This window comes from Mesorhizobium sp. M0062 (assembly GCF_040323125.1).
GTDB lineage: Bacteria > Pseudomonadota > Alphaproteobacteria > Rhizobiales > Rhizobiaceae > Mesorhizobium.
This window is the reverse complement of record NZ_JAMYUO010000001.1, coordinates 343,216-367,447: the sequence shown is the minus strand read 5'-3', so window position 1 is coordinate 367,447 and position 24,232 is coordinate 343,216. Positions and strand designations below refer to the sequence as shown.

Here is a 24,232-nt window from a genome sequence, read left to right as displayed (position 1 = left end):
TGCCTAGCCTACCTTCGCGTTTTTCAGCACCTCGTTGATCCTGGCCTGCCAGCCCTTGCCGGTCGCCTTGAATTTACTGATGACATCCTGATCCAGACGGATGGACACGACTTGCTTAGGCTTCTCCACGGCTGGCCGGCCACGAGCACGCCTTATGCTCTCGAAAAGTTCTGGAAACACTTCCGCGAAAGGCCTGGCTTGCGCCAACTGTTCGTCTGTCGTCTCCGCATCGTCGGGATCATCAACAATTTGTCTTTGAATTTCCACTTCCTCCGCATCGGTAAGCGGTCGAACACGCGATTTATGATTGTTCATATACTGACCTTTCCTTTCGGCTGGCACGGCGCATCGAGATCACCGAAATCGCCTCCGAACCAAGCGGCTTGAAAATCACGGCCAGGATGATCTCTCCGAATTCGCCAATCGCCTTGAACCGGTCGGCCTTGGCTGGAAAGACGGTTGAAGTCGCAAAAAACTCAATATCGAGTTCGGCAAAATCGAGACCCCGGCTGTCCAGGTTCGTCACGCGCTTTGGCTCGTCCCAAACGATTTTCAGGCGAAACCATCCTCATCACGTTGGGTTCAGTTAATAAATGTAATACATTAATTATAATCCTGCAACATCAGGGCAAAACAATCGGGCTACATATCGTGGCGTCGTCGCGGCGACACCGGCCGTCGCCCGTTTGACTTCATGACATGCCCGCTTCATGCGTCACTGACATCCTGGAGCATCGCATGAAAACCATCACCGAATTTCCCCGCAAGGTCGTCGAATTCCCCGATATGGGCATCGTCATGCCGGATGGTTGCCGGCTGTCGGCGCGGGTTTGGATGCCGGAGGACGCCAGCAGCGATCCGGTGCCGGCGATCCTCGAGCACCTGCCCTACCGCAAGCGCGACGGCACCATCTTTCGCGATCAGCTGACGCATCCCTATTTCGCCGGCCACGGCTACGCCTCGATCCGCGTCGACATGCGCGGCAATGGCGATTCCGAAGGGCTGATGGACGACGAATATTCCGAACAGGAATTGCAGGACGCCTGTGATGTGATCGCCTGGGCGGCCAGCCAGCCCTGGTGCAATGGCAGCGTCGGCATGATGGGCATTTCCTGGGGCGGCTTCAACTGCCTGCAGGTGGCGGCCAAGCAGCCGCCGGCGCTGAAAGCGGTGATCAGCCTGTGCTCGACCGTCGACCGCTACGCCGACGACATCCACTACAAGGGCGGCTGCCTTTTGACCGAGAATTTCGGCTGGGCCTCGACCATGCTCTCCTACTCATCGCGTCCGCCGGATCCGCTGATCGCCGGCGACAACAGATGGCGCGACCTCTGGCTGACGCGGCTGGAGAACCAGTCTTTTCTGCTGCCGCTCTGGCTCAGCCACCAGCATCGTGACGCCTACTGGAAACGCGGTTCGATCTGCGAGGATTTCTCCGCCGTCAAAGCCGCCGTGCTGTCGATCGGCGGCTGGCATGACGGTTATCGCAACACGATCTCGCATCTGGTCACCAACATCCAGGCGCCGGTGAAGGGCATTGTCGGGCCATGGATCCACAAATACCCGCATTATGCCGAACCCAAACCCGCCATCGGCTTCCTGCAGGAGGCGTTGCGCTGGTGGGACAACTGGTTGAAGGGCGTCGACACCGGCGTCGAGGCCGACCCGGACTACCGCGCCTATGTCATGGACAGTGTGCGGCCGGCGCGCTGGCACCCGGAGCGGCCGGGCCGTTGGGTGGCCGAACAGGAATGGCCGTCTCCCAACATCAAGGTCGGGGCGATCGAACTCATTGCTGACGGAGTCAGGCCGGCGATCGTGGCGACCCCGCAAAGCTGCGGGCTCGCCGGCGGCGAATATTTTCCCTTCACCTTTGGCCCGGAACTGCCCGGCGACCAGCGCCCGGACGATGCGCTGTCCGTCTGCTTCGATCAGCCTGTGCTTGCCGAGGCACTCGACATCGTCGGCGCGCCGGAGCTTCTCATCCGGGTGTCGTCCGATCGCCCGCAGGCGAACATCGCGGTGCGGCTGTGCGACGTGCACCCCGACGGCGCCTCGGAACTTATCTCCTACGGCGTGCTCAACCTGACGCATCGTGCTTCGCACGAACAGCCGCAAGCGCTGGTGCCGGGCGAAACGGTTTCGGCGCGCGTTATTCTCGACCAGTGCGCCTACCGCGTGCCGGCCGGACACCGCCTGCGCATCGCTGTTTCCAACGCTTACTGGCCGATGATCTGGCCGTCGCCGGAGCCGGTGCGGCTAGACCTTTCAGCGGCGACGCTGAGGCTGCCGCTGCGCCCGCTCGCAAAAGCCGACGAGACCTCGTTCCAGTCTCCCGAAGGCGCAACACCCTGGGCAACCGCGACAGTTCGTGCAGCGAATTCCGAGCGTCACGTCGATCGGGATGAGAAGACCGGCATCGTCACGCTGTCGATCACGGATGATTTCGGAGAAGTGCGCGATCTCGCGCATGGACTGGCCAATGGCAGCATTGCCCGCGAGAGCTGGACGATCCACCCCGACGAGCCGCTGTCTGCCTCGGGCCGCACGCACTGGACGCAGACCTTGTCGCGAAACGGATGGTCGGTGCGCACCGAGACGTCGGCTGAAATGCGCTGCGATGCGCAAAACTTCATCGTCAGCGCCAGAATCGAAGCCTATGAGGGCGAAACGCTGGTTTTCGAACGCGATTTCGAAGAGACGATCCCGCGCGACCTGCTCTGAGCGTCCACGCGACTGGTCCAGTTGCGACGCACGATTTACGCCACGGCATGTCGCATTCCGTCTTGCTTACCGCTTTGCCTTCCGGTCAATATCCCTTTGGTAACAACAAGCAAAAAACGACCATAAGGTCGAACCAACAGAGTGAGGAACTCAAATGTCCAACGAACTCGAATATCTGAGCCGGCGCGTTGCGTCCGGCAAGCTGAGCCGTCGTGATTTCCTCGGCCGCGCCGCAGCACTCGGCGCCACAGCGCCCTTCGCCAATATGCTGCTTTCCAGTGCGGCTCGCGCGGAAGGCCCGGTCAAGGGCGGCACGCTGAAGGCCGGCCTCGTCGGCGGCGAATCCACGAACAGCCTGGACCCGGCTTTGTTCATGACGCAAGTGCCGTTCGCTTTTGGCAAGATGTGGGGCGAACTGATCGTCGAGCTGTCTCCGGAAGGCAAGCTCGAGAACCGCATCGCCGAAGAGATCGGCTCGTCGGACGACGCCAAGGTGTGGACGCTGAAAATCCGCGACGGCGTCGAATTCCACAACGGCAAGACGGTGACCGCTGAGGATGTGGCGGCAACGCTCGAGCGCCATTCTGATGAAAAGTCGAAGTCCGGCGCGCTGGGCTACATGAAGGGCATCGACAGCATCAAAGCCAGTGGCAAGGAAGTCGTCCTGACGCTGAAGGAGGCCAACGCCGACCTTCCCTATCTCCTCAGCGACTACCACCTCATCGTCCAGCCCAACGGCGGCAAGGACAAGGCGGATGCCGGCATCTCGGCAGGACCCTACAAGGTCACTACCAACGAGCCCGGCGTGCGCCATGGCGGCGAGCGCTTCGCCAATTACTGGCAGGCCGACAAGATGGGCCATGCCGACCAGATCGAGATCATCGTCATCAACGACGCGACCGCGCGCACGGCGGCCCTGCAGGGCGGCCAGGTTAACATGATCAACCGCGTCGAGCCGAAGATCGTCGACCTCATCAAGCGCGTACCGGGCGTCACCATCCGCAACCATGCCGGCCCCGGCCACTACGTCTTCATCATGCATTGCAACACCGCGCCCTTCGACAACAGCGACCTGCGCATGGCGCTGAAGCTCGCGATCGACCGCGAAGAGATGCTGAACAAGGTGCTGCGCGGCTACGGCTCGCTCGGCAACGACTTCCCGATCAATTCGTCCTATCCGCTGTTTTCCGAGATCGAGCAGCGCAAATATGATCCCGACAAGGCCAAGTTCCACTACAAGAAGTCGGGCCATGACGGCACCGTGCTGCTGCGCACCTCCGACGTCGCCTTCCCGGGCGCGGTCGACGCCTCGCAGCTCTTCCAGCAGAGCGCGGCCAAGGCCGGCATCAAGATCGAGCTCAAGCGCGAGCCCGGCGACGGCTACTGGAACGAGGTCTGGAACAAGCAGCCCTTCTGCGCCTCCTATTGGGGCGGCCGCTCGACCCAGGACCAGATGTACTCGACCGCCTATCTGTCGACCGCCGACTGGAACGACACCCGTTTCAAGCGTCCGGACTTCGACAAGCTGGTGCTGGCCGCACGCGCCGAACTCGACGAGACCAAGCGCAAGCAGATGTACCACGACATGGCCGTGCTGGTGCGCGACGAGGGCGGCCTGATCCTGCCGATGTTCAATCAGTTCATCGATGCGACAGGCGCCAAGGTCGGCGGCTGGGTAGACGATCCGCATCAGGAGCTGATGAACGGCTACGCGCTGGCGAAGTGCTGGCTCGAAGCCTGAGCCCGGCTTTGCGGATATGTCCTCACCCGTCGTGAAACTTGTGGCCCAGCGCGTTGCGCTGGGCATCGTCCTCTTGCTGGCCGTTTCGGTCCTGATCTTCGCCGGCACCCAGATCCTGCCCGGCGACGTCGCGCAAGCCATTCTCGGACAGTCGGCGACGCCGGAATCGCTCGCCAATCTGCGCGAGCAGCTCGGCCTGAATCAGCCGGCTTACATCAGGTATTTCCATTGGCTAGGCGGTGTGCTCACCGGCGATCTTGGCACGGCGATGTCGAGCGGCCAGGATATTGCCACGTCGATCAAGGGGCGGCTGTGGAACACGCTGTTCCTCGCCTTCTGGGCTGCGATCGTGGCCGTGCCGCTGGCCATCATCCTCGGCCTGATCGCCGTGCGTTACCGCAATGGCTGGGTCGACAAGCTGATCTCCGGCCTGGCGCTCGCCTCGACATCTTTCCCGGAATTCTTCATCGGCTATGTGCTCGTCTATTTCTTTGCCGTGAAGTATCAATGGTTCCCGGCCATTTCCACGGTCTATGACGGCATGCCGTTCGGTGAGCGCATGCAGGCGATCGCGTTGCCAGCCACCGCGCTGACGCTGGTTGTGCTAGCGCATATGATGCGTATGACCCGCGCGGCCATCCTCAACGTCATGCAGTCGGCCTATGTCGAGACGGCAGAACTGAAAGGCCTGTCGGCCTTCAACGTCATCCGCAAGCATGCTTTCCCCAATGCCATAGCGCCGATCATCAACGTCGTCATGCTCAACCTCGCCTACCTCATCGTCGGCGTCGTCGTGGTCGAGGTGATCTTCGTCTATCCCGGCATGGGACAATATCTGGTCGACCACGTCACCAAGCGCGACGTGCCGGTGGTGCAGGCGGTCGGCCTGGTCTTCGCCGCCGTTTATATCAGCCTGAACATCATTGCGGACATCGGGGCGATCGTCGCCAATCCGCGCCTCAGACATCCGAAATAGGCGGCGGGCATGCTCGACATCAAACGCATCCCCATCCCCGCGCTGATCGGCATCGTGCTGACGGCTATGTTCGTGTTGGCGGCAGTTTTCGCACCGTTGATCGCACCGTACGGCAATGCCGAAATCGTCGGCGATGTCTGGGAACCGATGACGGCGGCACATTTGCTGGGCACCGACAATCTCGGTCGCGATCTTCTGTCGCGCATGATCTACGGCGCTCGCATCACGCTGTTCATCGCGGTGCTGGCCACCGCGCTGTCATTCTCGCTCGGCGCCATCCTCGGCTTTTCGGCGGCGGTGTTCGGCGGCTGGTTCGACACGCTTCTGTCGCGCCTTGTCGATCTGCTGATGTCGATCCCGACCCTGATCATGGCGCTCGTCGTGCTTTCGGTGCTGCCGACCAATCTGGTGACGCTGATCCTGGTGATGGGCGTCCTCGACTCGACCCGCGTCTACCGGCTGTCGCGCGCGGTGGCCGTCGACATCAACGTCATGGACTATGTCGAGGCCGCCAAGCTGCGGGGCGAAGGCAGCGGCTGGATCATCTTCCGCGAGATCCTGCCCAACGCGCTTTCGCCGCTGGTCTCGGAACTTGGCCTGCGCTTCATCTACGCGGTGCTGTTCTTGTCGACGCTCTCCTTTCTCGGGCTTGGCGTGCAACCGCCGGATGCCGACTGGGGCGGCATGGTCAAGGAGAACAAGGACGGCATCGTCTTCGGTATCGGGGCGGCACTCATTCCCGCCGCGGCGATCGCAGCACTGGCGATTTCGGTCAATCTGGTCGCCGACTGGGTGCTCAACCGCACGACAAGCCTGAAGGGAGGACGCGGGTGATGGCTGACACAAAAGCAAAGCCCGGCCTGCTGCTCGATATCCGCAATCTGCGCATCGAAGCGACAGTGTTTCCGCCCGGCGAGGCGCCGAAGAACATCGTTTTGGTCCACGATGTCTCGCTGACGCTGGAAAAGGGCAAGGTGCTCGGCCTGATCGGCGAGTCCGGCGCCGGCAAGTCGACCATCGGCCTGTCGTCGATGGGCTATGGCCGTGGCGGCGTGCGCATCACCGGCGGAGAGGTGCTGCTCAACGGCCGCGATATTCTCAAGGGCGGCAAGGAAGGTTTCCGCAAATTGCGCGGCCGCGAGGTCTGCTATGTCGCGCAGTCGGCGGCCGCGGCCTTCAATCCGGCGCACAAGCTGATGGACCAGGTGGTGGAAGCAACGCTGCTGCACGGCACGGCGACACGCGCCGAGGCAGAGAAACGTGCCGTGGCGTTGTTCAAGAAGCTCAGCCTGCCGAACCCCGAAACCATCGGCGAACGCTTCCCGCACCAGGTCTCCGGCGGCCAGTTGCAGCGCGTGATGACGGCGATGGCGCTGTGTTCGGAACCCGACCTGATCGTCTTCGACGAGCCGACCACGGCGCTCGACGTGACGACGCAGATCGACGTGCTGGCGGCGATCAAGGACGCCATCCGCGACACCCATGTCGCGGCGCTCTACATCACCCACGATCTTGCCGTCGTCGCCCAGGTCTCGGACGAGATCATGGTGCTGCGCCATGGCAGGTTGGTCGAATGGGGCGGCACCCGCCAGATCATCAAGGAGCCGCGCCAGGAATACACCAATGCGCTGGTCTCGGTGCATGAGATCGAGCATGCCGAGCAGAAGCCCGGCGCCGCGCCGTTCCTGTCGGTCAAGAACGTCACCGCCGCTTACGGCGGCAGCCACGTCAAGGTGCTGAAGAACGTCTCGGTCGACATCTATCCGGGACAGACGCTGGCCGTCGTCGGTGAATCCGGCTCCGGCAAGTCGACGCTGGCGCGCGCCATCACCGGGCTGTTGCCGCCGGAAGAAGGCACCGTCACCTTCGACGGCAGGCCGCTCGCCAACAGGCTTGCCGACCGGCCGAAGGAGGATCTGCGGCAATTGCAGATGATCTACCAGATGGCCGACGTGGCGATGAACCCGCGCCAGACCGTCGGCACCATTATCGGCCGGCCGCTGGAGTTCTATTTCGGCATTCGCGGCCGCGAGCGCGACAAACGTGTCGCCGAACTGCTCGATGAGATAGAGATGGGCAAGGGCTTTCTCGACCGCTATCCGGCCGAACTCTCCGGCGGCCAGAAACAGCGCGTCTGTATCGCCCGCTCGCTCGCCGCCAAGCCCAAGCTGATCATCTGCGACGAGGTGACATCGGCGCTCGACCCGCTGGTGGCCAACGGCATTCTCAAGCTGCTGCTCAACCTGCAGCAGCACGAGAAGGTCGCCTACCTCTTCATCACCCACGATCTGGCGACGGTGAAGTCGATCGCCGATTCGATCGCGGTGATGTATCGCGGCGAGGTGGTGCGCTACGGCGCCAAGAGCAAGGTGCTGACGCCGCCCTTCGACGCCTATACCGACCTGCTGCTGTCGTCCGTTCCCGAGATGGAGATCGGCTGGCTGGAAAAGGCGATCAAGGGACGGCGCATGGCGAGCGCGGGGAACTAGTAGGGAATTCGCGGCCTTTGTCGCGAAAACTTCCTTCAACGGCAAAAGCTTTCCGGAGCCGCCCATGGCGCTCAAGACCAAACTGCTGCTCATCATTCTCGACGGCGTGCCCTACCGGAACTGGCGCCGGCTGATGGGCAATCTCGAGGGCTGGGTGCAGTCGGGCGAGGCGCAGGTGTGGAAGATGCGCTCGGTGCTGCCGTCGACCTCGGCCTGCTGCTATGCCTCGATCCACACCGGGGTTTCGCCGCAGGAGCACGGCATCCTATCCAACGAGAACCGTTTTCTCGTCAACAAGCCGGATATTTTCTCCGAGGTCAGCAAGGCCGGCGGCAAGACCGGCGCAGTGACGCATTCCTACTGGTCGGAATTCTTTCGTTCCTATCCGTTCGATCTGGTCGAGGACATGGAGTATGACGAGCCCAGCGGACCGATCGCGCATGGCCGCTTCCACACCATGACCGGCTACAATTTGCGCAACCAGATGACGCCGAGCGATGTCGATTTGTTTGCCACACTGACCCAGCTGACCCGGCGCCACGCCATCGACTACGGGATCCTGCACACCTGCACGCTGGATTCGATGGGCCATCGCTTCGGCCATGACTGCCACGAAATGGACCATGCCTGCTATGCGATGGACGGCATGCTGGCAGCCTTTCTGCCGGGATGGCGGCAGGCCGGTTACGAGGTGATCGTCACCGCCGACCACGGCCAGACAGACCGCGGCCATCATGGCGGCCATGACGACGAAATGCAGGATTTCGCGCTGTATTATTTTGGGGAAGGCAATGGGCCGGATCCGGACACGCTGCTCGATCAGCTGCAGCTGGCGCCGACGGTGCTGAAGCGGCTGGGTGTGCCGGTGCCGGAGACCATGAAGGCTAAGCCGTTTTTGGGGTGACGGAGGTCGTCGCTGAGCCGCCGTTCGCTACCCCCTCTCCCCGTCACTATACGGGGAGAGGGTAAGGGTGAGGGGCAGCGCTAACATCAAAATAAATACCCCAACGCCGGCGCCGCCCCTCATCCGCCTGCCGCCACCTTCTCCCCGTATAGTGACGGGGAGAAGGGAGACACTCTGGCAACACTCACCTTCTTCGGTTAGCTTCGCCAAAATTCCTTGGCGGAAGGATGAACCTTTTTGAACCTATCGGCGACAGAGCAGACAGGAGCCAGGCGGCTCGACCGGCCATGACGGCAGCGACCGAGACTGATCGCGCGCTTGTCGACCGGGTCGCGAAGGGCGACCGTGCCGCTGTTCGGCTGCTGTTCATGCGTCACCACGCGCGGGTCTACCGCTTCGTGGTGCGCCAGACGGGATCGGAAATGATGGCCGACGATATCGCAAACGAGGTCTTTCTCGAGCTGTGGCGCCAGGCGCCCGGTTTCGAAGGGCGCTCGGAAGTCTCGACATGGCTGCTCGGCATCGCCCGGTTCAAGGCGCTGTCGATGCTGCGCAAGAAAAAAGAAGACTGGATCGATGACGATGATGCGGCGCAGGTTCCCGATGGCGCCGACACGCCGGAAGTCGCCGCCATGAAGGAAGACAAGGGCGCCGCCTTGCGGCGCTTCGTCGATGCTTTGCCGGAGGAACACCGCTCGGTGATCGACCTTGCCTATTACCATGGACAGTCGGTGACGGAGATCGGCGAGGTGCTCGGCATCCCGGTCGCCACTGTCAAGACCCGAATGTTCTACGCCCGCAAGAAACTCGGCGAAGCCCTCAAGGCCGCCGGTTACGACAGGGGGTGGCCATGAGTAATCCTGAAGATATGAGCGCCGCTGAAAAGATGTCACGCCGTGACGAAATGGAAACGCTGCTGCCATTCTACCTGAACGGCTCGCTGGAAGGCTCGGACCTCGAAGCTGTCGAGGAATGGCTGGCGAGCGATCCGGCGGCGATGGCGGCGCTTGGCGAGGCTGAGGCGGAATTCTCCGGCGCCACCGCCGCCAACGAGGCGATCCGGCCACCGGCCGATGCGCTCAGCCGCTTTGCCAGGGCGCTCGACGCCGAAGCCGGATCGGTCCGCGCTCCCGCGGGCCGTTCCTGGCTGGCGCAGGCACTCGGCCGGTTCACGGCGATGCCGGCCACGGTCGGCTGGGTGGCAGCGGCGGTGCTACTGGCGTTGGTCGTGGTGCAGTCCTACGTGCAGACCGGCGGCAAGAGCCATGATTTCGAGGTTGCCGGCGCCGAGGATGATCTGGCGAAACTGCCGTTCGCGCTGGTCAAGTTCAAGCCGGATGCGAAGATGTCCGACATCGCCGTCTTCCTCGACCAGAACGCGCTGAAGATCGCCGGCGGGCCGACCGCCTCGGGCGTCTTCCGCATCGCTATCCCGGTCAAGACCGGAGCAGGCTACACCAGGCTCGTCGGCCTTATTGCCGCCCAGCCTTTCGCGGAGACTGTGATCGAGGGAAGGAAACCGGTTGATGGCAGCTAGGGCGGTCATTCGATTTGCGGCGATCCTGGTGGCGGCGATGACAATCGTCGCCGTGCCGGCGTCGGCGCAGACCAATGATCCCAATGCCGGCCGGGCCGACTGCACCGATGCGGCCGGAGCGGCGGCTGCCGACTGCCCGAAAGACGGCAATGAGGCCAAGGTCGGCGGCGAACCAGGCGCTGTTACCCTTCCGGCCCTGATCTTCGACTTGTTTCCCAACCCACCGGCTCCCGCAGCACCCGTGCCGACGCCACGACCGTCAACGCCGCCTGCCGACACGCAGGCTGGACCACCCGCCCGTGGGGCGATCGTTTCGCCGACCGATCTTGTCGCGACCGCGCCGCGCCGTGCCATCGCCGGCGAGTTCGTGCCCGACGAGGTGCTGGTGACCGTCGACGGCGATGCCGGCGCCGTCCAGCAGATCGCCGCCTCCTTCGGCCTTGAAGTGCGCTCGCAGCGCCAGTCGCGGCTGCTCGGCACCACGCTGGTGCGCTTCGGCATTCCCGACGGCCGCCCGGTCGGCGCCGTGCTGGCGCAGCTGGCCGCCGATGGCCGCACCCTGCGGCGCGAGCCAAACCATATCTATTCGCTGCAGCAGGCGGCCGGCATCGTCAACTATGCCTTCGAGCGCATTCAGCTCGACAACAAGCAAGCCAGTGGCGAAAACGTGCGCATCGCCGTCATCGACACCGGCATAGACGACACCAATCCGGCGCTGTCCGGCGTCATTGCCGACCAGTTCGACGCCATGCCCAACGTGCCGGTCGAAAAGCGTGACCACGGTACCTCGGTCGACGGGCTGATCGCCGGCGTCGGCGCGCTCGAAGGCATGGCGCCCGGCGCCAGGATCTATCACGCCCGCGCCTTCGAGGACGGCAGGTCGACCATGGATGTCATCCTGTCGGCGCTCGACTGGGCGGCGGACCAGAATGTCAGCATCATCAATATGAGTTTCGTCGGCCCCAAGAACGATCTGCTCGCCACCGCCTGCCGCAATGCGCGCGGGCTCGGCATCATCCTGGTCGCTGCTGCCGGCAACAACGGGCCGAAAGCGCCCTATGGCTACCCCGCCGCCTATGACGGCGTGATCGCGGTCACCGCCACCGACGCCAAGGACGGGCTGATGCAGCAGGCCAATCGCGGCGCTTATGTCTTCATCTCGGCGCCCGGCGTCGAGATGGTGGCGCCGAGCGGCGCCGGCTCTGACGTCGTCACCGGCACCTCATTTGCCGCCGCGATCGTGTCCGGCGCAATCGCCAACCTGATCCACGCCTCACCCGAGCGCTCGGCCGACGATATCGAAAAGGCGCTGGCCGCCACCGCCAGGGATCTCGGTCCGAAGGGACGGGACAATGATTTCGGTTATGGGCTGCTGGATACGAAGGCGGCGGCGAACAAGTAAACCGGGCGAATTTCGCGCCACCCAATTCAGAGCGCCGGACCCAGCCGAACAGGGCTGCCATCATGGAAGCGCGACAGCCGGAAGCGGCTGAGGTCGTGCCCGGTCTGGTTTCCCTGGATCATGTCGGCAACGACCCGGCCTATGCCAGGCCCGATACCGAAGCCGTGACCGCTCATTCCCGTCGCGACGAAAAGACCGCCGACGGCCTGCACATGATCCACGATGGGGACGACGTCCGGCATGGCGTCGATCATGCCGCCCCAGCCTGCCTTCAGGCGAACTGTTTCGAGCTGTGGAAAAAGACGTCCGAAATTGCGTTCTATGGAACGCAGCCCGGCTCGTTCAGGGGGCGGGTTCAGCACCCGCATTTTTTCGAAAGGACTGACGGAATCCGGCGCCCAATCGCGCGGCGTCGACCAGGCGTCAGGGTAGCCTGACGGGGCGAACGGAAAGTAGCGTGTCCCGAACGGATTGTCCCTGAGGGCGGGAAGGTAATTGGTGGCGTGCCGGAATGCGTCAGGCCCCAGGTAAAGCAAATGGCTGCCGCCCGCGGCGAGCGTATATCCGCCATCCTGCCTGCGCCGGAACGCGATGTGTTCGTCGGCGGCCGCACCTGCATAGACCTCAGGCATGGGCTCCGTTGCGGCTGCGGTTACTCTGACGCTGAGCTGGGGGATGGAGATGCCGTGTCTGCGCAAGAACAGAGATGACCAGGCGCCGCCGGCGACCAGCACGCTGGAGGCCTCGACATACCCCGCCTCGGTCCACACGCCCTTGATCTTGCCGCCTGAGATTTCGAGGGTTCGCGCCGCACAATTCTCGACGATTTTGACGCCTTTTCGCGCGGCGAGCCGGGCAAGTGCGGGCACCGCCAGCCAAGGCTCCGCCCGCATGTCGGAGGGCGTCGTCATCGCGCCCTTGAATTTGCGCGACATGCCTTTGATGAGTGCCGCGGTTTCGTCTGCATCCAGGAGACGGGTGTCGAGCGCATGCGTCGCAGCGATCTTCATGAATGCTTCGAAGCCGGCCATGTCCTTGTCGGTCTTCGCCAGGTAGGTCACACCTGTCTGGGTCAGGCCGATGTCCTCGCCGCATTCCTCAGCCAGTTGCCGCCACAGGCGAATAGCCTCTATGACGATGGGCAACTCGTCGGCGTCGCGTCCCTGCTTTCGGATCCAGCCCCAATTGCGGGACGACTGTTCGGCCGCAATGCGTCCTTTTTCCAGCAGCGTCACCGGGATGTTCCGCTGTGCCAGGAAAAGCGCCGTCGTCACACCGATGATGCCGCCACCGACAATGACCACCTCCGACGTTTTCGGCGGTGGGCCAGGATGCCGGATTGGATCCGTTTCGGAGAACGGGAATATGGGCAAGTGGCGCACCCTGAGGACTGGTTGATGGCTCTGGCTTACTGGTTGCCACCCACTCGAAGCCAAATCAAGGACAGGTCCAGGCAGACCGTTGTCCCAACGAAGTCAATCTATCTGCGGGCAACATCCACATGGGTGAACTTGCCCAGCGGAGCAATTGGATTAATCCCTAAACCGGCGCGCCGGCGACCGAGCCTCTCACCACCAGGTCGACAGGCCAGACCTCGCCCCGCGCCCCTTCTTCCAAGCCGGAAATGCGCGCTGCCAGGCGTTCGGCGATGCGGGCGCCGGCGAGGCGGATCGACGAGCGCGTCGTCGACAGCGGCACGGAAAAATTCTCCGGCTTCAGCCATGGAAAGACGTCGTCATGGGCAATCAACGACAGGTCGCCGGGAATGGTCAGGCCAAGGTCGCGCACGGCACGCACGACGCCGAGCGACATGATCAGGCTGGAGCAGGCGATCGCGGTTGGTGGTTCGCTCTGTTCGAGCAGGCGCCGGGCGGCTCGGTAGCCGTTCTCCTCGGTCATCGTCACCGAGCAGACATGGTGCTCGCCAAGCGTCAGGCCGCTGGCGGCCAGCGCGCGGCGCATACCGCGTTCGCGATGGATGGCGAAGGTCTCGCGGTCGTCGCCGTTGATCAGTGCGAGGCGCCGGTGGCCGAGCTGAACCAGCAGCCGGGCGGCCTCGTGGAAGGCGCCCTCATTGTCGATGTCGGTGAACGGGTAGTCGAAGTCGAAGCCGTCGCTGCGGCCATGGACGATGAAGGGAATGCCCAGCGTGTTGACCAGCGCCACCCGCCGGTCGACCGGGCGCGGCGAGGAGATGTAGACGGCGTCGACCTGGCGGTTGGCGACGATGCGGCGATAGGTGGTTTCCTGGTCGTCGGCGTCGGCCGGCGACAGAACGAGGTCGAGTTCGTGCGAACGGGCATAGTCGCCGAGGCCAGAGAGGAATTCGACGAAATGCGGATCGATATCGACCGAGGCGCCGGTCGGCAGGACATAGCCGATCATGCCGGTCTTGCCGGTCGCCAGCCGGCGCGCGCTCGGGTTGGGCCGGTAGCCGTGGCGCTTGGCGGCATCCACCACGCGCCGGCGGGTTTCCTCGTTGACCTCCGGATAGCCGTTCAGCGCACGGCTGACCGTTGTCTGCGACAGAGCCAGCATATGGGAGAGCTGCTTCAGGTTCACTGGGAGGCCTCCAAGCCTCAAAGCGCTTTTAATTTTGGATCCGCACGGGCGCCATGAAGGGCGCTGCCGAACCATGGGACCATACGCACTGGTCCGGCCAGTTTGAAGCATAATAAGCTGCTGCACCGCCAAAAAACTATGCTGCAGTGCACTTTATCAAGTGTTGCAGCCCGAATTTAAATCGATTAGTCCACCGCCCTCTTGACTTCCAGTCGATTCAATGGCGAGATCAAAAAGACCAAAGCGCTTTGGAAGACTCTTTCGAAAGGTTGCGGTTCCTTTCCGAGTGAGTCACAGTCCTGCAGCGTCGGCGGACGGAATGGAGGTTCCGTCCTTGTGTATGTGACCACTGGGAGGAATACCGATGAAGAAGATGCTTTTGCTTGGCGCAGCTTTTGCCACGCTCGCCTTGACCCTGCCGGCGCAAGCCGAGTTGAAATTCAAGCCGGGCGAAGACAAGCGCTTCAACTGGGCTAACTACGAAGAGCTGAAGAAGGTCGATCTCAAGGGCGAGACGCTGACCATCTTCGGGCCCTGGCGCGGCGAGGACGAAGGCCTCATCCGCACGGTTCTCGAATATTTCCAGGAAGCCACCGGCGCCGAGATCAAATACTCCTCGTCGGAGAATTACGAACAGCAGATCGTCATCGATACCCAGGCCGGCAGCCCGCCCAACATCGCCGTGTTGCCGCAGCCGGGACTGATCCAGGACCTGGCCTCCAAGGGGTTGCTGACGCCGCTCGGCGACGACACCGCCAAATGGGTCAAGGACAATTACGGCGCCGGCCAGTCATGGGTCGATCTCGGCACGTTCAAGGACAAGGACGGCAAGCCGGGCTTCTTCGCCTTCCCCTACAAGGCCGACGTGAAGTCGCTGGTCTGGTACTCCCCGGACAATTTCGAGGAAGCCGGCTACAAGGTTCCCAAGACCCAGGAAGAGCTGGCCGATCTTGAGAAGAAGATCATCGCCGACGGCGGCACGCCGTGGTGCATCGGCCTCGGCTCGGGCGGCGCCACCGGCTGGCCGGCGACCGACTGGGTCGAAGACATCATGCTGCGCACCCAGGCGCCTGACGTCTACGACAAGTGGGTGAAGAACGAGATCCCGTTCAACGATCCGGCGGTGGTCAACGCCATCGACATTTTCGGCAAGATCGCCACCGACGACAAGATGGTTGACGGCGGCGCCAAGGCGGTTGCCGCGACCGACTTCCGCGACAGCCCCAAGGGCCTCTTCTCGGTGCCGCCGAAATGCTACCTGCATCACCAGGCGTCGTTCATCCCTACCTTCTTCCCGGAAGGCACAAAGGTTGGGCAGGACGCCGACTTCTTCTACTTCCCGCCCTATGCATCCAAGCCCGAGCTCGGCACGCCGGTGCTCGGCGCCGGTACGCTCGCCATGATCACGAAAGATAGCAAGAGTGCCCGCGCGTTCATCGAATTCCTGAAGATGCCGCTGGCGCATGAAATCTGGATGGCCCAGGGCGGCTTCGTGACGCCGCTCAAGTCGGTCAACAAGGAAGCCTATGCCAGCGACGCGCTGAAGAAGCAGGGCGATATCCTGGCCAACGCCTCGACCTTCCGCTTCGACGGTTCGGACCTGATGCCGGGCAAGATCGGCGCCGGCGCCTTCTGGACCGGCATGATCGATCTGGTCGGCGGCAAGTCGGCGCAGGATGTCGCCACCGACATCCAGAAGAGCTGGGACGCTATCAAGTAGTCAGCTGGCAAGCAGTCAGCTGGCAAGTAACCACTGCCAAGTAATCAGCCGCTTTGGCGGCAAATTCAGGACTTCCTCCACAGACTGGATCCGGGCCGCTATGGCCCGGATCCGACCGGCGCCTTACGCCGGACCGATTTGCGTTCGTTCGTTTCAGAATAACTTAAATCGGCGCAGAGCCACATCGCCAGGGCTGTTCAAGGCCCGGCCGATCATGCGCAGGGAAGAGGGACCCATGGCTGCTCAGATCTTATCGGCCATTTTTGTCATCATCATCGGCGTCGGCGGCTGCGTCGCCTATTTCTGGGGCGCCAACAAGCTGGTCGACCTGATATTCCCGTCGCGCGGCGTGGCCGGGGCTGCGGCCATCGACAATCTGCGCCGGCAAGGACTGGTCCGTCCGTGGCTGTTCGTCGGCCCGGCGATGATCATCCTCACCGTCTACCTGATCTATCCGGTGGTGGCGACGCTCTGGCTGTCCTTCCTGGACCGCGGCGGCCAGCATTTTGTCGGCTTCGCCAACTATGAATGGGCGTTCGGCGACCGCGAGTTCCGCAACTCGATCCTGAATAACATCATCTGGCTCGCGGTGGTGCCCGCCGCCTGCACCTTTCTAGGGCTGATAATCGCCGTGCTCACTGACAAGATCTGGTGGGGCACGATCGCCAAGAGCCTGATTTTCCTGCCGCTGGCGATCTCCTTCGTCGGCGCCAGCGTGATCTGGAAATTCATCTACGAATATCGCGGCGAGGGCCAGACGCAGATCGGCCTGCTCAACGCCATCATCCAGTATTTCGGCGGCCAGCCGCAGGTCTGGATATCGCTGCCGTTCTGGAACAATTTCTTCCTGATGATCATCCTGATCTGGATCCAGACCGGCTTTGCCATGGTCATCCTGTCTTCGGCGTTGCGCGGCATCCCCGAAGAGACGCTTGAAGCCGCGGTCATCGACGGCGCCAATCCGTTCCAGATCTTCTGGAAGATCATGGTGCCGCAGATCTGGGGCACCATCGCCGTGGTCTGGACGACGATCACCATCCTGGTGCTGAAAGTGTTCGACATCGTGCTGACCATGACCAACGGCCAATGGAACAGCCAGGTGCTGGCCAATCTGATGTTCGACTGGATGTTCCGTGGCGGCGGCGATTTCGGCCGCGGCGCCACCATCGCCATCATCATCATGATCGCGGTCATCCCGATCATGGTCTGGAACATCCGCCAGGCGAACAAAGAGACGGGAGGACATTGAGATGGCCGTCGCGACCGGAAAGTCCTTTGCCAGCCGCTTCGGCGTCCACATCGCCGTGCTTGTCTTCGTCGCCGTCTGGACCGTGCCGACGCTCGGCATCCTGGTCTCGTCGCTGCGCGACAAGGACCAGATCATCGCCTCGGGCTGGTGGAACTCGTTCTCCAGCTCCAGCCAGACTGAAGCCGGCCGCCTGCCGCCGGCCTCGGCGCAGGTCGAGAAGGACGGCAAGTTCGTGCTTGCCGGCAATATCTTCGGCGACGGTGCTGCGCGCAACATCAGCGCCTTCGGCGTCAAATCGGCGGCACCGACGCAATATCCGGCCGGCACCACTGCCGATCTCGGCGACGGCGTCACCTTGCAGCTCAATGCCGACGGCACGTTCGTCATGAGTTCGCCCAAGGCTTTCGAAGGCGACCGTGGCCAGCGCGTCTATTACGCCTCGTCGGCGCCGCCGAAATTCACCACCGACAATTACAAGACCGTGCTGTTTTCGGAGGGCATCGGCCGCTCGTTCATAAACTCGCTGACCGTCACCATCCCCGCGACGGTCATCCCGATCCTGATCGCCGCCTTCGCCGCCTATGCATTGGCGTGGATGCGTTTTCCCGGCCGCGCCTTGCTGATCGCCACAATCATCGGCCTGCTGGTCGTGCCGCTGCAGATGTCCTTGATCCCGCTTTTGAAAATCTACAACGGCGTCGGCATCTTCTTCGGTGTGCCGTCGAAAACCTATCTCGGCATCTGGCTGGCGCATACCGGCTTCGGCCTGCCCTTCGCCATCTATCTCCTGCGCAGCTATATTGCCGGCCTGCCGCGCGAGATCATGGAATCGGCGCGCATCGACGGCGCCAGCGATTTCGAAATCTTCGTCAAGATCGTGCTGCCGCTGTCCTTCCCGGTGCTGGCGTCCTTTGCGATCTTCCAGTTCCTGTGGGTGTGGAACGATTTGTTGGTGGCAATGGTTTTCCTCGGTACCGAAGGGGATCAGATCGTGCTGACCGCGAAGCTCAACGCACTGCTCGGCTCGCGCGGCGGCGACTGGGAAATCCTGACGACATCGGCCTTCGTCACCATTATCGTGCCGCTGATCGTGTTCTTCTCGCTGCAGCGCTATTTCGTCCGCGGGCTGCTGGCCGGCTCGGTCAAAGGAGGTTGAGACTTATGCAAGCCGCTTTGAAGGCGACCTCGAAGCCCGATCTCGCCGTCGGTCGCGACTGGTGGCGGGGCGCGGTGATCTACCAGATATATCCGCGCTCCTATCAGGACTCCAATGGCGACGGCATCGGCGACCTCAAGGGCATCATCCGCAGGCTGCCCTACATCGCCTCGCTCGGCGTCGACGCCATCTGGATTTCGCCCTTCTTCAAGTCGCCGATGAAGGATTTCGGCTACGACGTCTCGGACTATTGCGACGTCGACCCGATGTTCGGGACGCTCGCCGATTTCGACGCGCTGGTTGCGGAAGCCCATCACCTCGGCCTCAAGGTGATGATCGACGAAGTGCTGTCGCACACCGCCGACATCCATCCATGGTTCAAGGAGAGCCGCGGCAGCCGTAGCAATCCCAAGGCCGACTGGTATGTCTGGGCCGACGCCAGGCCGGACGGCACGCCGCCCAACAACTGGCTGTCGATCTTCGGCGGCTCGGCCTGGCAGTGGGACACCAGCCGCCAGCAATATTATCTGCATAATTTCCTGTCCGAGCAGCCGGACCTCAACTTCCACAATCTGGAAGTCCAGGACGCGCTGCTCGACGTCACCCGCTTCTGGCTGGAGCGCGGCGTCGACGGCTTCCGCCTCGACACCATCAATTTCTACTTCCACAGCCAGGGGCTGGAGAACAATCCGCCGCTGCCGCCCGAAGAGCGCAACGACCAGACAGCACCTGCGGTCAATCCCTACAACTACCAGGACCATATCTACGACAAGAGCCGGCCGGAAAACCTTGCCTTCCTCGAACGGTTCCGGGCGCTGCTCGACGAATATCCGGCGGCCGCCGCGGTCGGCGAAGTCGGCGATTCGCAGCGTGGGCTGGAAGTGGTCGCCGCCTACACCGCCGGCGGCAAACGCGTCCACATGTGCTATTCCTTCGATTTCCTGGCGCCGGAAAAGATCAGCGCCGCCAAGGTGCGCCAGGTGCTGGAAGCCTTCGGCAAGGTCGCCAGCGACGGCTGGTCGTGCTGGGCCTTTTCCAACCACGACGTGATGCGTCCGGCCTCGCGCTGGGCTGCCGACGAGGCCGACCCGGCCGCCTATCTGAAGGTTATCTCGGCGCTGCTGATGTCGCTGCGCGGTTCGGTCTGCCTCTATCAGGGAGAGGAGCTTGGGCTGGGCGAAGCCGAGTTGCAGTTCGAGGATCTGCAGGACCCCTACGGCATTCGCTTCTGGCCCGAATTCAAGGGCCGCGACGGCTGCCGCACGCCGATGGTGTGGGATGCAACCGCCAGCAATGCCGGCTTTTCGACGGCCAAGCCCTGGCTGCCGGTGCCGGGCAAGCACTTGTCGCAAGCGGTCAATGTTCAGCAGGGCGACGCGGCCTCGCTGCTCGAGCACTACCGGCGCTTTCTCGGTTTCCGCCGCCAGCATCCGGCCCTGGCCAAAGGCGACATCGAGTTCATCGAAAGCGAGGGCGACACCGTCGCCTTCACCCGCCGTGAGGGCAATGAGCAGATCGTCTGCGTCTTCAATCTGGCCAGCAAGCCGGCCGAGGTCGATCTCGGTGGTCAGGCGCTGCTGCCATTGACCGGGCACGGTTTTTCGGGACAATCCGGCACAGGTTCCATCCGCCTCGGCGGCTACGGCGCCTGGTTCGGGCGCATCGACTGAGTTTTTGACGAAACTGGATTTTTTGAGGAAATCCAGGTTCTCTAGGGAAATCACTGGGAGGAAATTATGGCCGATGTCACGCTGAGACAGGTGAAGAAATCATACGGCAATCTGCACATTCTCCACGGCATCGACCTCGACATAAAGTCGGGCGAGTTCATCGTCTTCGTCGGCCCGTCGGGTTGCGGCAAGTCGACCTTGCTGCGGTCCATCGCCGGGCTTGAGGAGATCACCTCCGGCGAGCTGAAGATCGCCGGCGAGGTGGTGAACGACGTGCCGCCTTCCAAGCGCGGCATTGCCATGGTGTTCCAGTCCTATGCGCTCTATCCGCACATGACCGTCTACGACAACATGGCCTTCTCGATGAAGATCGGCAAGGAAAGCAAGGCCGAGATCGACAAGCGGGTGCGGCAGGCCGCCGAAATCCTGCAGCTGACCAAATATCTCGACCGCCTGCCCAAGGCGATGTCGGGCGGCCAGCGCCAGCGTGTCGCCATCGGTCGCGCCATCGTGCGCAATCCGAAAGTGTTCCTGTTCGACGAGCCGCTGTCGAATCTCGACGCGGCGCTGCGCGTCGCGACCCGCATCGAGATCGCCAAGCTCAAGGAATCGATGCCTGCCACGACCATGATCTACGTCACCCACGATCAGGTCGAAGCGATGACGCTCGCCGACCGCATCGTCGTGCTGAAGGATGGCCATATCGAGCAGGTCGGCACGCCGATGGACCTCTACAAGAAGCCCGGCAATCTGTTCGTTGCCCAGTTCATCGGCTCGCCGGCCATGAACATCCTGCCGGCGACAATCGACAGGACGGGCAACCCGACAATCGTCAGCCATGTCGGCGGCCGCAAGGCAACGGTGCCGATCGCAACGCCGGCGTCAGCAAAGGGTGCGGCAGTCAGCTTCGGCGTGCGGCCGGAGGATCTGTCGGCCGCCACCGGCGCGGAATATCTTTTCGAGGGCGTGGTGGACTATGTCGAGCAACTCGGCGAGGTGCAGCTTGTCTATGTCGATATCGGCCGCGCTGACCTGCCGTTGGTGACCAAGCTGCCCGGCAATGTCGAGGTCAAGCGCGGGGCAAAGCTGCGACTGACCGCGGATGCCGGGGACCTGCACATCTTCGACGCCGATGGGCACTCCTTCTCGCTCAAGCCGGTGGAAGTGAAGGCGGCTTGAGATAGCTGCGTCGTACAGGCATGAAAAAAGAGCGGCGGGCCAGGCCCGCCGCTCTTTTTTTAAGCTTCGGCTGTTAGTTGTTGCCGAACCGATCCCTGTCGCTGCTCTGAGGAACGAACTTCTGTTGGTCGTTCGACGAGTTCAGCAGCTTGTAGACCGCCGAGTTGGTGCCGGTCGACGAAGTGCGGGTGGTGTCGACGGCAGCGGCCGGCTGGTTGGCGCCATTGGAGCCATAATTGTCGCTGCCGGCAAAGGCAGCGCTCGAAACAGCCAGAACGGCTGCGGTGGCAAGAACGATCTTCTTCATTTTAGTCTCCTGAATTTTTCTGATGCCGCCAGCTGCAGCGGATAAGCCCGCCACGTGCTGGAAACCGGCTTTTAGCGGCCGAAAAGGTTACGGTCGGCACCGTGGGCAGGCGCCTGCTCGGCTGGAGCCGACTTCTCAACCGAAGCCGTATGGCCACTATCGGTCGACGTAATCGCAGGCTGGTTGGCGCCGTTCGAACCGTAGTTGTCGCTGCCGGCGAAAGCGCTGCCGGAGATGGCCAAAACGGCGGCGGCAGCAAGGATGATCTTTTTCATTTCAATACTCCTGAATTTTTTGGGATCCCGAGAGCGACGGGTTAGCCGCCCTTCTTTGGTCGGGATCAGCGATTGCCGTAGAGGTCGCGGTCGGCGCCCTGAACGACAGGCTGCTTGTCAGCGTGCGCCGGCTTCTGAATGGAAGCCGTATACGAGCTGTCGACCGAGACGGCTGGCTGGTTCGCACCATTGGAACCGTAATTGTCGCTACCGGCGAAGGCGCTGCCGGTGATCGCCAAAACGGCTGCGGCAGTGAGGATGATCTTTTTCATTTTTAGTACTCCAGTTTGTCTGTCCGTCTAGCGGCGTGTCTTGGGAGCAATTCGCGTCGTTCGGACAGCCCCGATGTGGGAAAGCCATAGGCTGGTTTCCAATCACGAAGTTGTTCCGTGTGGACCACGGTCCTGCACCTTGAAATTGTGCCAGGAAGTTCCTCTATGGTCATTTATCGCATTGTTTTCAGTTGCTTATGTCGAACCGAGTGGTTCGCTCCGGTGTCGGTTTCCGGGCCGTCGTTCACACGGTCCTGCACGCATTGTCAACAGAAACGAACCGTTCGGTTCGATTAGAGATTGCTAATAGTAACTTTTCGATACCGTTGAGCCCTTTTTGCCCCCGATCGAACTGGATCCGCAGCGATTCGAAACGGCGATGATGGCGTCGCAAGAAACGTCTCAGCTCTTTGACCGGCGGCGGGGAGCGTATGCCGCGCGTGTCGCGCCGCATGGATACGATGTCGCTTTCATGCCGACGTCGCGATCGCTGCCGTGATTAGATGATCGCATCTCAGGTGCCGCTTCGTGACGACGCAGCGGAGAATTGGGAAGCCGGTCAGAATCCGGCGCTGCCCCCGCAACGGTGGTGGAGTTGAAGTCGCAACGGGAGACCACTGGGCAAGAGCCTGGGAAGGTGTCGCGATGGTCCGCAAGGACAACTCCAGAGCCCGGAAACCAGCCCGAGATGCATAGACTCGACTGATCGCGGTGGGCGGTCAAGAGGTGGATAGTGCATGTCCGGCGCCGCGCCGGCCTGCGTCCGATCCTTCCTCCATCACCACCAAGTTCAGTCCTTAAACCACGAGGACAGAACTATGGATACGCGCAACGACATGCTGAGGCTCCTGAACGGCCGCAAGCAAGGCTTTTCGCTGGAACAGCCCTTCTACACCGACCCGGACTATTTCAAGCTCGACATGGAGCTTATCTGGTATCGCGACTGGCTGTTCATCGGCCATGATTGCGAACTGCCGAAGCCCGGCAGCTATATCACCGTGCAGATCGGCGATTATCCGGTGGTGCTGGTCCGCGACCAGAAGGGCAACATCAACGCCTTTCACAATTCCTGCCGCCATCGCGGCAGCCGTGTCTGCAACACTGAGAAGGGCATGGCGGCAAAGCTTGTCTGCCCCTATCACCAGTGGACCTACGAGCTTGACGGCCGGCTGCTGTTTGCCCGCCAGATGGCCGACGGTTTCGACAAGAGCCAGTTCGGCCTGAAGCCCGTCGCCTGCGAGAGCGTCGGCGGCTACATCTTCATCTGCCTGGCGAAAGAACCTGCCGACTTTGCGCCGATGCGCGCCATGATAGAGCCCTACCTCAAGCCGCACCGGCTGAATGAAGCCAAGGTCGCCTTCGAGAGCACCATCATCGAGAAGGGCAACTGGAAGCTGGTCTGGGAAAACAACCGCGAATGCTATCACTGCGCCGGCAATCATCCAGAGCTGTGCAAGACATTCCCCGAAGCGCCGACGGTGACCGGCGTGCAGGGCGCCGACAGCGATCCGGAGATGCTGGCGCACTGGGCGAAATGCGAGGCGGCGGGCCTGCCGAGCAAGTTCCGCATCGATCCGGCCGGGCAATACCGCGCCACCCGCGCGCCGCTGCTGCGCGATGCCGTCAGCTACACGATGTCGGGAAAGCGCGCGGTGACGAAGAACCTGTCCGACACTGTTGCCGCCGACCGCATCGGCACCTTGATGCACTACCACTATCCGACGACTTGGAACCACATACTGATCGACCATGCGGTCACCTTCCGGGTGCTGCCGATCAGCACCACGCAAACCGCGGTGACGACCAAGTGGCTGGTGCACAAGGATGCGGTCGAGGGGGTCGACTACAACCTTGAGGAGCTCACCCATGTCTGGACCGAGACCAACGACCAGGACCGCCGCATCGTCGAGGAAAACGCCTTCGGCATCCTGTCTCCGGCCTATGAGCCCGGCCCCTATTCGGAGCTGCACGAGGGCGGCGTGATCCAGTTCGTCGAATGGTACGCGGCCTTCATCGGCCCGCGCCTTGCCGAAGGTGGCAGGCCGGCGCTGCGCAGCGTCGCGTGAGCT

At 62.5% G+C, this 24,232-nt stretch carries 22 protein-coding genes and 1 riboswitch; of the genes, 15 read left to right on the top strand and 7 right to left on the bottom strand.

The annotated features are described in order from the left end of the window. Window positions 1-3: 3 nt before the first annotated feature. Window positions 4-315, bottom strand: coding sequence for a BrnA antitoxin family protein (locus NKJ64_RS01680; RefSeq protein ID WP_023755802.1), 312 nt, complete (start codon window positions 313-315; stop codon window positions 4-6). Next, window positions 302-556 carry a BrnT family toxin gene (locus NKJ64_RS01675; RefSeq protein ID WP_023755803.1) on the bottom strand — a complete coding sequence of 85 codons (255 nt, stop codon included), beginning with the start codon at window positions 554-556 and terminating at the stop codon, window positions 302-304. The genes NKJ64_RS01680 and NKJ64_RS01675 overlap by 14 nt, the downstream gene beginning before the upstream one ends. Before the next feature lie 182 nt (window positions 557-738). Between NKJ64_RS01675 and NKJ64_RS01670 the strand changes: the two genes are divergently transcribed. The 9 genes from NKJ64_RS01670 (at window position 739) to NKJ64_RS01630 (ending at window position 11,773) form a co-directional block, all read left to right on the top strand. Continuing rightward, complete coding sequence (locus tag NKJ64_RS01670; protein WP_023755804.1) at window positions 739-2,724, top strand: CocE/NonD family hydrolase; 1,986 nt, start codon at window positions 739-741, stop codon at window positions 2,722-2,724. Between the two features lie 154 nt (window positions 2,725-2,878). Continuing rightward, a complete protein-coding gene (locus NKJ64_RS01665; protein WP_023755805.1) occupies window positions 2,879-4,465 on the top strand; it encodes an ABC transporter substrate-binding protein in 1,587 nt (528 codons plus the stop codon). Window positions 4,466-4,481: 16 nt separating this feature from the next. Further along, window positions 4,482-5,441: an ABC transporter permease gene (locus NKJ64_RS01660; protein WP_023671388.1), complete on the top strand. Its 960-nt coding sequence runs from the start codon at window positions 4,482-4,484 to the stop codon at window positions 5,439-5,441. A gap of 9 nt (window positions 5,442-5,450) precedes the next feature. Further along, window positions 5,451-6,275 carry an ABC transporter permease gene (locus NKJ64_RS01655; protein ID WP_023671389.1) on the top strand — a complete coding sequence of 275 codons (825 nt, stop codon included), beginning with the start codon at window positions 5,451-5,453 and terminating at the stop codon, window positions 6,273-6,275. Next, complete coding sequence (locus tag NKJ64_RS01650) at window positions 6,275-7,930, top strand: ABC transporter ATP-binding protein (protein WP_023695964.1); 1,656 nt, start codon at window positions 6,275-6,277, stop codon at window positions 7,928-7,930. Before NKJ64_RS01655 ends, NKJ64_RS01650 begins: the two co-directional genes overlap by 1 nt. 64 nt (window positions 7,931-7,994) lie before the next feature. Beyond that, complete coding sequence (locus NKJ64_RS01645) at window positions 7,995-8,834, top strand: alkaline phosphatase family protein (RefSeq protein WP_023822089.1); 840 nt, start codon at window positions 7,995-7,997, stop codon at window positions 8,832-8,834. A gap of 287 nt (window positions 8,835-9,121) precedes the next feature. Beyond that, window positions 9,122-9,688, top strand: a complete 567-nt coding sequence (locus NKJ64_RS01640; protein WP_023742574.1) for a sigma-70 family RNA polymerase sigma factor — start codon at window positions 9,122-9,124, stop codon at window positions 9,686-9,688. 14 nt (window positions 9,689-9,702) lie between these two features. Continuing rightward, on the top strand, window positions 9,703-10,371 hold the full coding sequence (locus tag NKJ64_RS01635) for a hypothetical protein (protein WP_023742573.1): 669 nt from the start codon (window positions 9,703-9,705) through the stop codon (window positions 10,369-10,371). Next, window positions 10,361-11,773 (top strand): S8 family serine peptidase, encoded by a 1,413-nt coding sequence (locus tag NKJ64_RS01630; protein WP_023742572.1) that lies wholly within the window; start codon window positions 10,361-10,363, stop codon window positions 11,771-11,773. The genes NKJ64_RS01635 and NKJ64_RS01630 overlap by 11 nt, the downstream gene beginning before the upstream one ends. Window positions 11,774-11,799: 26 nt before the next feature. Here NKJ64_RS01630 and NKJ64_RS01625 read toward each other — a convergent pair whose 3' ends face one another. Beyond that, the gene (locus NKJ64_RS01625; protein ID WP_023696898.1) at window positions 11,800-13,146 is read right to left on the bottom strand and encodes an NAD(P)/FAD-dependent oxidoreductase; all 1,347 of its coding nucleotides are present in this window, start codon (window positions 13,144-13,146) and stop codon (window positions 11,800-11,802) included. A 166-nt stretch (window positions 13,147-13,312) separates the two neighbouring features. Next, complete coding sequence (locus tag NKJ64_RS01620; protein WP_023742571.1) at window positions 13,313-14,335, bottom strand: substrate-binding domain-containing protein; 1,023 nt, start codon at window positions 14,333-14,335, stop codon at window positions 13,313-13,315. A 364-nt stretch (window positions 14,336-14,699) separates the two neighbouring features. Here NKJ64_RS01620 and NKJ64_RS01615 point away from each other — a divergent pair, with 364 nt between their 5' ends. From NKJ64_RS01615 to NKJ64_RS01595, 5 genes are all read left to right on the top strand, one after another. Beyond that, on the top strand, window positions 14,700-16,055 hold the full coding sequence (locus tag NKJ64_RS01615; protein WP_352461858.1) for an ABC transporter substrate-binding protein: 1,356 nt from the start codon (window positions 14,700-14,702) through the stop codon (window positions 16,053-16,055). A gap of 235 nt (window positions 16,056-16,290) precedes the next feature. Next, the gene (locus tag NKJ64_RS01610) at window positions 16,291-17,304 is read left to right on the top strand and encodes a carbohydrate ABC transporter permease (protein WP_023668891.1); all 1,014 of its coding nucleotides are present in this window, start codon (window positions 16,291-16,293) and stop codon (window positions 17,302-17,304) included. A 1-nt stretch (window position 17,305) separates the two neighbouring features. Further along, the gene (locus tag NKJ64_RS01605; RefSeq protein WP_023668890.1) at window positions 17,306-18,460 is read left to right on the top strand and encodes a carbohydrate ABC transporter permease; all 1,155 of its coding nucleotides are present in this window, start codon (window positions 17,306-17,308) and stop codon (window positions 18,458-18,460) included. Window positions 18,461-18,465: 5 nt separating this feature from the next. Continuing rightward, window positions 18,466-20,130 carry a beta-galactosidase BglA gene (gene bglA, locus NKJ64_RS01600; protein WP_352461857.1) on the top strand — a complete coding sequence of 555 codons (1,665 nt, stop codon included), beginning with the start codon at window positions 18,466-18,468 and terminating at the stop codon, window positions 20,128-20,130. A 66-nt stretch (window positions 20,131-20,196) separates the two neighbouring features. Next, a complete protein-coding gene (locus NKJ64_RS01595; RefSeq protein ID WP_023668888.1) occupies window positions 20,197-21,309 on the top strand; it encodes an ABC transporter ATP-binding protein in 1,113 nt (370 codons plus the stop codon). A gap of 73 nt (window positions 21,310-21,382) precedes the next feature. Here the strand turns inward: NKJ64_RS01595 and NKJ64_RS01590 are convergent, their stop codons facing one another. The 3 genes from NKJ64_RS01590 to NKJ64_RS01580 all read right to left on the bottom strand — a co-directional run bounded on the left by NKJ64_RS01590 (window position 21,383) and on the right by NKJ64_RS01580 (window position 22,163). Then, window positions 21,383-21,616: a DUF680 domain-containing protein gene (locus tag NKJ64_RS01590; RefSeq protein ID WP_023715518.1), complete on the bottom strand. Its 234-nt coding sequence runs from the start codon at window positions 21,614-21,616 to the stop codon at window positions 21,383-21,385. Window positions 21,617-21,687: 71 nt separating this feature from the next. Further along, window positions 21,688-21,891 (bottom strand): DUF680 domain-containing protein, encoded by a 204-nt coding sequence (locus tag NKJ64_RS01585; protein ID WP_023668886.1) that lies wholly within the window; start codon window positions 21,889-21,891, stop codon window positions 21,688-21,690. Window positions 21,892-21,956: 65 nt separating this feature from the next. Continuing rightward, window positions 21,957-22,163 (bottom strand): DUF680 domain-containing protein, encoded by a 207-nt coding sequence (locus NKJ64_RS01580; RefSeq protein ID WP_023668885.1) that lies wholly within the window; start codon window positions 22,161-22,163, stop codon window positions 21,957-21,959. Between the two features lie 499 nt (window positions 22,164-22,662). Then, window positions 22,663-22,864: riboswitch (cobalamin riboswitch) on the top strand. Between the two features lie 117 nt (window positions 22,865-22,981). On the opposite strand from NKJ64_RS01580, the gene NKJ64_RS01575 reads away from it, so the two are divergent. After that, the gene (locus NKJ64_RS01575) at window positions 22,982-24,229 is read left to right on the top strand and encodes an aromatic ring-hydroxylating oxygenase subunit alpha (RefSeq protein WP_352461856.1); all 1,248 of its coding nucleotides are present in this window, start codon (window positions 22,982-22,984) and stop codon (window positions 24,227-24,229) included. The last annotated feature ends 3 nt before the right edge of the window (window positions 24,230-24,232 follow it).